At 68.3% G+C, this 6650-nt stretch carries 6 protein-coding genes and 1 pseudogene; 2 read left to right on the forward strand and 5 right to left on the reverse strand.

Translation table 11 applies throughout. The features are described from left to right. Positions 1 to 29: 29 nt before the first annotated feature. Positions 30 to 707 carry a response regulator transcription factor gene (locus ITI46_RS32415; RefSeq protein ID WP_209243522.1) on the reverse strand — a complete coding sequence of 226 codons (678 nt, stop codon included), beginning with the start codon at positions 705 to 707 and terminating at the stop codon, positions 30 to 32. A gap of 365 nt (positions 708 to 1072) precedes the next feature. On the opposite strand from ITI46_RS32415, the pseudogene ITI46_RS32420 reads away from it, so the two are divergent. Continuing rightward, a pseudogene (locus tag ITI46_RS32420) lies at positions 1073 to 2098 on the forward strand (IS110 family transposase). Between the two features lie 17 nt (positions 2099 to 2115). Here ITI46_RS32420 and ITI46_RS32425 read toward each other — a convergent pair. Beyond that, positions 2116 to 2349, reverse strand: coding sequence for a hypothetical protein (locus ITI46_RS32425; protein WP_209243523.1), 234 nt, complete (start codon positions 2347 to 2349; stop codon positions 2116 to 2118). A 224-nt stretch (positions 2350 to 2573) separates the two neighbouring features. Between ITI46_RS32425 and ITI46_RS32430 the strand changes: the two genes are divergently transcribed. After that, positions 2574 to 4028: a lipase maturation factor family protein gene (locus ITI46_RS32430; RefSeq protein WP_209243527.1), complete on the forward strand. Its 1455-nt coding sequence runs from the start codon at positions 2574 to 2576 to the stop codon at positions 4026 to 4028. Here ITI46_RS32430 and ITI46_RS32435 read toward each other — a convergent pair. The 3 genes from ITI46_RS32435 to ITI46_RS32445 all read right to left on the reverse strand — a co-directional run. After that, positions 3996 to 5093 (reverse strand): glycosyltransferase family 2 protein, encoded by a 1098-nt coding sequence (locus ITI46_RS32435; RefSeq protein WP_209243524.1) that lies wholly within the window; start codon positions 5091 to 5093, stop codon positions 3996 to 3998. The genes ITI46_RS32430 and ITI46_RS32435 overlap by 33 nt on opposite strands. Continuing rightward, positions 5078 to 5239: a hypothetical protein gene (locus ITI46_RS32440; protein ID WP_209243525.1), complete on the reverse strand. Its 162-nt coding sequence runs from the start codon at positions 5237 to 5239 to the stop codon at positions 5078 to 5080. Before ITI46_RS32440 ends, ITI46_RS32435 begins: the two co-directional genes overlap by 16 nt. Positions 5240 to 5549: 310 nt before the next feature. Further along, a partial coding sequence (locus tag ITI46_RS32445) for an NAD(P)/FAD-dependent oxidoreductase (RefSeq protein WP_209243526.1) occupies positions 5550 to 6650 on the reverse strand: 1101 nt, incomplete at its 5' end.

Genomic DNA, 6650 nt, shown 5'->3' on the forward strand with positions numbered 1-6650 from the left:
ATGGCACCCGCCCCCGCATGCGAGGGAGGTCACTCGCCGTCCGCCCCGGCTTCTTCCAGGAGCCCGGCGTCGTGGACCAGGAGGGCGATCTGGACGCGGTTGTTGAGGTCGAGCTTGGTCAGGATGCGGGAAACGTGCGTCTTGACCGTCGGTACGCTCATGTAGAGCGACGCCGCGATCTCGGCGTTCGCCAGTCCGCGGGCCACGCCCAACGCAACCTCGCTCTCCCGGTCGCCGAGCGCCGCCAGGGCCTTCCTGGCGCGTGTCCGGCGGCTGTCGTGTCCGGCGGGGGTCACGTGCTCGATGAGCTGGCGGGTGACGGCCGGCGAGAGCACGGGTTCCCCGCAGGCGACCTTGCGGATGGCGGCCAGGATGTCGGCGGGCGGGGTGTCCTTGAGCAGGAACCCGGCGGCTCCGGCACGCAGAGCCCGCAGCACCTGGGCGTCCGCGTGGAAGGTGGTCAGGACGACGACCTCGGGCGGCTCCTCACGCGCCCGCAGCATCTCGGTGGCGGCGAGCCCGTCCACGGCCGGCATCCGGATGTCCATCAGAACGACGTGCGGCCGGTGCTCGGTCACCTGTGGCAGCACCTGGCTGCCGTCCGCGGCCTCGCCCACGATCTCGATGCCGGGCGCGCCTTCCAGCATCAGCCGGAGCCCGGCCCGCACGAGAGCGTCGTCGTCGACAAGGAGCACCCGGATGGTCATGCGCATACGGTAGCCAGCCGACCGCAGGCGCCTCACCCGCCCTTGGCCTGCCGCCCACGAGAAGAGCGTGCGCCGCGAGTTCGCCAGCATGGTGAGCGTGCTGAAGGCGAGCGAGGAGTTGCCCGGGGCCGCGGGAGCGGGTGAAGACGACCAGTGCGTCCCGGGGCCCCTCCCCCGTTACCGTCTTCATTGCCTCCGCAATGGGGCCTCCGGCCTCCGGGTCCGGCCTCCGGGTCCGGCATAACAGGTGTCACCGGGTCCGTAGGCATCGACGAACCGCTGATGAGAGGCTTGAGCACCGTCTTCCCGGGTCGGAAGAGCTCTCCGTAACGTGGATGTGCATCTGATCGACCGACACCCGCAGCATTGACGTCTTCCTCGGCCTGGACGTCGGCAAGGGCGAACACCACGCCACCGGCGCCACCCCGGCCGGGAAGAATGCCTTCGACAAGCGCCTGCCCAACACCGAACCCAAGCTCCGCGAGCTGTTCGCGAAACTCCAGGCCAAGCACGGCGGGGGTGCTGGTCGTGGTCGATGGCTCACACGTTGCGAACGATCGACGGCGAGGACGAGGCGATTGCCGATCTGGAGATGATCGTCGGGTTCGACGACGACCGGGCCGGCGAAGCCACCGGAGCCGCGAACCGGCTGCACGGCCTGCTGACCCAGATCCACCCCTCGCTGGAGCGGGAGATGGGGCCGCAGTTGCAGCATCCAGCCGTCCTCATGCTGCTGGAGCGGTTCGGGCGGGTCACCGGCCGCGATCCGCAAGGCGGGAGAAGGAGCCGCCTGGTCACGTCGTCTCGACCGAAGGCCCCGAGGATGGCCGAACCTCTGGCCGAGGACATCTTCACCGCTCGGGACGAGCAGACCGTCACCGTTCCGCGCACCGATGCGGCAGCCCTGACCGTCCCGAGCCTCGCCGGATCCCTCGCCGCCATTGTTGACCAGCGCAAACTGCAGCCCGGCGTATCGAGGAAACTGCTGGAGAGCCACCCCCTTTCGAAGGTCCTGACATCGATGCCGGGAGTCGGCGCCAGGACCGGAGCCCGCATCCTCATCGAGGTCGGCGACGGCAGCACATTCCCCCCCCCCCCCGCAGGCCACCTTGCCGCCTACGCCGGACTCGCCCCGGTAACCCGCAGATCCAGGTCCTCGACCCGGCGCGAACAACCGCCACGGAGAAGAAGCGAACAGCTGAAAAGGGCTTTCATCCTCTCCGCGTTCCCCGCTCTGGGCGACCCGGCATCGCGGGCCTGCTATGACAAGAAGAGCGCGCAGGGCAAGCATCACATTGAGGCCCTGCTCTGCCTCGCCAGACACGGGACCGACATCCTCTTCCCCTCGCGACGGAACCTTCTACGAACCCCGACGGGTTGCGGCCAGGTGAGGAGTCAGACCGCTCGGTCAGTTCTCCGGCCGAAGCCGCTGCCGAGCGGTCTCAATCCGCTGGTCATAGTCAGGCGCGAACAGCTCAGGAAGCGCCTTGTCCAGCGTTCCGGCGATCCGATGGATTGGCGCCCGGACCGCCGGATCGCCGACAACGCGGCTGAGGTCCGTCATCTGGAGCTTCTCCAGCCAGTCCGACAGCACCAGTGCCTCGTCACTCGTCAGCTTGATCGTGACCTGGCCATCAGTCATGCACACCTCTGCGGCTCGGCCCACCCGCGACCGCACGAACCTACTGGCCTTGGACCTTGACCAAACGCACAGGGGCACCCCCCCCGCAGAGCACTCACGCGCGCCGCTCGCCCATGCGTAACCGTCGTCCTCGCTCGTCCGTCCGTCCGTGAACGGCTACTCGTCCGGTGCCCCGCGTCAGTGGACCTCACCGAGGGCGTGAGGTAGGCGTGCCGGTGGTACTCATGGCCGCCATGGAGTGGTTCACGCCGTGGTTCTCGGCCCCCGGGTACGAACTGAGCCGACTGGTCCTTCAGCGTGCCTTGGCCGTGGTCTACCTCGTCGCCTTCTTCTCGGCCGCGATGCAGTTCCGGGCACTGCTCGGCGAGCGCGGGCTGGTGCCCGCCGCTGTGTTCGTGCGGCGCGTGCCGTTCCGGGCGTCTCCCAGTCTCTTCCACTGGCGCTGCGACGACCGGATCACCGGGGTCTGCGCCTGGGTGGGGGTCGCGCTGGCCGCCGCCGTGGTGGCGGGGGCGGCGGATGCCGTGCCCGTGTGGGCCTCGATGGTGATGTGGGCACTGCTGTGGTTCCTCTATCTCTCGTTCGTGAACGTCGGGCAGATCTTCTACAGCTTCGGCTGGGAGTCACTGCTGCTGGAGGCGGGCTTCCTGGCGATCTTCCTGGGCAACGCGGAGACGGCGCCGCCTGTGCTGACTCTGTGGCTGATGCGCTGGCTGCTCTTCCGGTTGGAGTTCGGCGCGGGGCTGATCAAGTGGCGCGGCGACGAGTGCTGGCGCAAGCTGACCTGCCTGTACTACCACCACGAGACCCAGCCGATGCCCGGGCCGCTGAGCTGGTACTTCCACCATCTCCCCAAGCGGCTGCACCGGGTCGAGGTGGCCGCCAACCATGTAGCCCAGTTGATCGTGCCCTTCGGGCTCTTCTGTCCGCAGCCGGTTGCCACCGTCGCAGCAGGGCTGATCATCATCACGCAGCTGTGGCTGGTTCTGTCGGGGAACTTTTCCTGGCTCAACTGGCTGACGATCGTTCTCGCCTTCGCCGCCGTCGACACCTCTCCTCTCACGGGCACCCCCTCCTTCGATCCCGCCCCGCTGTGGTTCGCGGTTCTGGTGTGTGTGGCGTCTGCGCTGATCGTGGTGCTCAGTTACTGGCCTGCGCGGAATCTGCTCAGCCGGACCCAGCAGATGAACCGGTCCTTCAACCCCCTCCATCTGGTCAACACCTATGGCGCGTTCGGCAGTGTGACCCGCGTCCGGCAGGAGATCGTGCTGGAAGGCACGGACGAGGAGCAGATCACGCCGGAGACGGTGTGGCGCGAGTACGAGTTCAAGGGCAAGCCGGGGAACGTGCGCCGCCTTCCACGCCAGTTCGCGCCGTATCACCTGCGTCTCGACTGGCAGATGTGGTTCGCCGCGCTCTCCCCCGCCTACACCCGCGGCTGGTTCGAGCCGTTCATCTCGCGGCTGCTCGAGAACGATTCGGCCACGCTGCGGCTGCTGCACATCAACCCGTTCCCGGACCAGCCTCCTACGCACGTACGAGCGCTGCTGTATCGCTACCGCTTCACGACCCGGCAGGAGCGGCGGGAGACGGGCGCTTGGTGGCATCGCACCTTGGTGCGCGAGTTCCTGCCGCCTGTCCAGCTGTCAGGGAAGCGCGGTGGCCGGCCTCCCCGGTGACAAAGGAGTGGGGCCGCGGCCCTTTTCGTAGACAGTCAGTCCGCGGGAAAGCCGCAGTGGGACCAGCACCAGTTCGACGACTACTGCTTTCCACGCGTACCAGAGATTGACGGCCTTGGTCGGATACACACAGGGCAGGTCACCCAACACCTTCCTCAGCCTCAGCCCGCGTTTGCGTGCCGCGTAGACCAAGGGGGGAAGTGTGCAGAGGAGTTCGGTGCCGACCCACCAGGCGAGCGTCTCCGCAACCGGCTTGTGGAAGCCGACCGTCAGAATCACCGGCGTACACCACCACAGCGGCGCCAGGAGGATCTCGACCAGCGCCAGCAGCACCCACACGGCCAGTATCGGTTTGCGCCAGACCAGCTCTCCGGCGTGTACGCGCAGGTTCTGGCAGAAGCCGGCCATCCAGCGCCAGACCTGTTTCCGCAGGTAGAGCAGGGACTCCGGGTCGGCAGCCCAGGCGACAGCGGCGCTGACGTAGCGGGCCCTGCGCCCGGAGATCTGCTGGCTCCAGGTGTAGTCCATGTCCTCGACGATGGTGCGCTCCGGGAAGCCGCCGGCGGCCGTCAGCTCCCGGCGGCGGAAGACGGAGCAGCAGCCGGAGCAGACCATCGGGCTGCCGGCCCGTTCCTGGATGGGGCGGTGCCAGTGGAAACCGTGCAGATACTCCACCGAGCGGCCGCGCTCCCATACGGTCCGGGCGAACCGCGTCTGCACATTGCCTGCCGCGACCGCGACTGAGGGATCGTCGAATGCGGGCAGGATCCGTTCGATGTAGTCCGGTGCCAGTACGGTATCGGCGTCCACGGCCAGGACCAGGTCCCCGCGGCAGTGCGGCAGGGCGTGGTTCTGTGCCTTGGCCTTACTGCCGAGGTTGGCTGCCGGCCGCAGCACCTCGACCCCGTAGGACCGTGCCACATCGCCGGTGCGGTCCGTTGAGGCGTCGTCCACGACGATCACCTGCTCGGGTGGCGTGGTCTGGGCCAGTACGGACTCCAGGGTTGCGGGGAGTCCCGCCTCTTCGTTGTGGGCGGGGACGATCACCGTCACACGGCCGGGCATGCGGTGCCCCTCCCCTGCTTCTCGTTCCTGCTGGTCCGCTTCGTCCGGCCTCGGATCCGGTCGAGCGCTCCCCTGGCCAGAGCGGCGGCGCCGACGGCTCCATAGACGAGCATGCTCAGTCCGATGAGCGGCAGTCCCCCGTGCATGCGGTACTTCCTCTCGTGCTCTCTCGTGCTCTCTGGTGGTGCTCACGTGTTCCAGTGCTGCCCGCGCTGTCCCGGGTGTCCGTGGTGTTCCGGCTCTCGAGCTCTGTTGGGCGATACGAGAAAGCTAGCCGCGGATGCTCGCTCCGTGGTGGGCGTCTTACTTTCCGTGGATAACCGGCCGGTTGTGAATAACCCCGTCACCCGGGTGGGTGACGGGGAGCATCGGAGCAGACGAGGGATCGCAGTGTGGCGGGCGCAGAGGCTCAGGGCGACTGCGCCCGGGCTCAGGGCGGAAGCGCAAGCGCAAGCGCTAGGGCGAAGGCACCCGTGCCACCTCGGGCGACGAGGATTCCAGCGGCACGGACCAGGACCTCACCAGTCCCAGCTGTGCCGCCTGCCTCGGCAGCACCGCGTCCAGTGCCCAGTCCGCCAGCACCCGGATCCGGTTCCCCGGCATGGAGGCGAGGTGGTAGCCGCGTGTCACCAGGTTGGCGAGCGGGCCGGAGAGCGGGACGCGCAGCGGGTTCGCGGCGGCCTTGACCCCGCCGAGGTCGACCATGAATCCGAGGTCGTGGTGTTTGTAGGGGCGCGAGGCTCCATAGCCGTACGAGGCCGCGAGATTACGGCCCGCGATCTTCCCCTGGCGTACCGCGTGCTGCGCTGTCATTGGCGTGATCTCCCCGGGACGGGTCAGATCGGGCACCGCAGCCGCGTCACCGCAGGCCATCACCTCCGGCCGGCCGGGCACGCGCAGATATTCGTCGACCACGATGCGGCCCTGCTGGGTCTCCAGGCCGAGGTCCTTGACGAGGGGGTCGGGCCGGACACCCACGCACCAGATCAGTGAACGGGTCGGAACGCACTCTCCGCTGTCCAGCAGCACTCCCTCGCTCGTCGCCTCCTTCACCGAGGTTCCGGTCCGCACCTCGACGCCACGCTGGGTCAGCACCTCGTGCGCCGTATCCGAGAGGCGTTCGTCCAGCTCAGGGAGGACCCGGGGGGCGATGTCCAGCAGCATCCACCGGGTTCGCGGCCCTTCCCCGCGCTGCCGGTTGTGCTGCCGGGCAAGCGATTCGGCGAACATCTGGCCGTGCGCCGCGACCTCCGTACCCGTGTAGCCCGCCCCGACGACCACGAAGGTACGGCGAGCCGCCGCTTCCTCCTGATCCTCGGAAGCGGCGGCCAGGGCGATCTGCCGGTTGACGTGATCACGCAGGTAGAGGGCTTCCGGCATACCGCGGAAGCCATGCGCGTGCTCGGCGACACCGGGGATCGGCAGCAGCTTGTTGACGCTGCCGACGGTCAGCAGCAGCCGGTCGTAATCGAGTTCGCCGGAGCGGCCCTCCGGGTCGACGTACTGGAGCCGGCGCTGCTCGAAGTCGATGCTGTCGACCTCGCCCAGAACGAGCCG

Source organism: Streptomyces oryzae (assembly GCF_017676365.1).
GTDB lineage: Bacteria > Actinomycetota > Actinomycetes > Streptomycetales > Streptomycetaceae > Streptomyces > Streptomyces oryzae.

Bases quoted from the DNA above. Each gene is read 5' to 3' on its own strand.
- ITI46_RS32415 (WP_209243522.1), bottom strand. From the start codon at position 707: ATGACCATCCGGGTGCTCCTTGTCGACGACGACGCTCTCGTGCGGGCC.
- ITI46_RS32440 (WP_209243525.1), bottom strand. From the start codon at position 5,239: ATGCACGGGGGACTGCCGCTCATCGGACTGAGCATGCTCGTCTATGGA.
- ITI46_RS32435 (WP_209243524.1), bottom strand. From the start codon at position 5,093: ATGCCCGGCCGTGTGACGGTGATCGTCCCCGCCCACAACGAAGAGGCG.
- ITI46_RS32425 (WP_209243523.1), bottom strand. From the start codon at position 2,349: ATGACTGATGGCCAGGTCACGATCAAGCTGACGAGTGACGAGGCACTG.
- ITI46_RS32430 (WP_209243527.1), top strand. From the start codon at position 2,574: ATGGCCGCCATGGAGTGGTTCACGCCGTGGTTCTCGGCCCCCGGGTAC.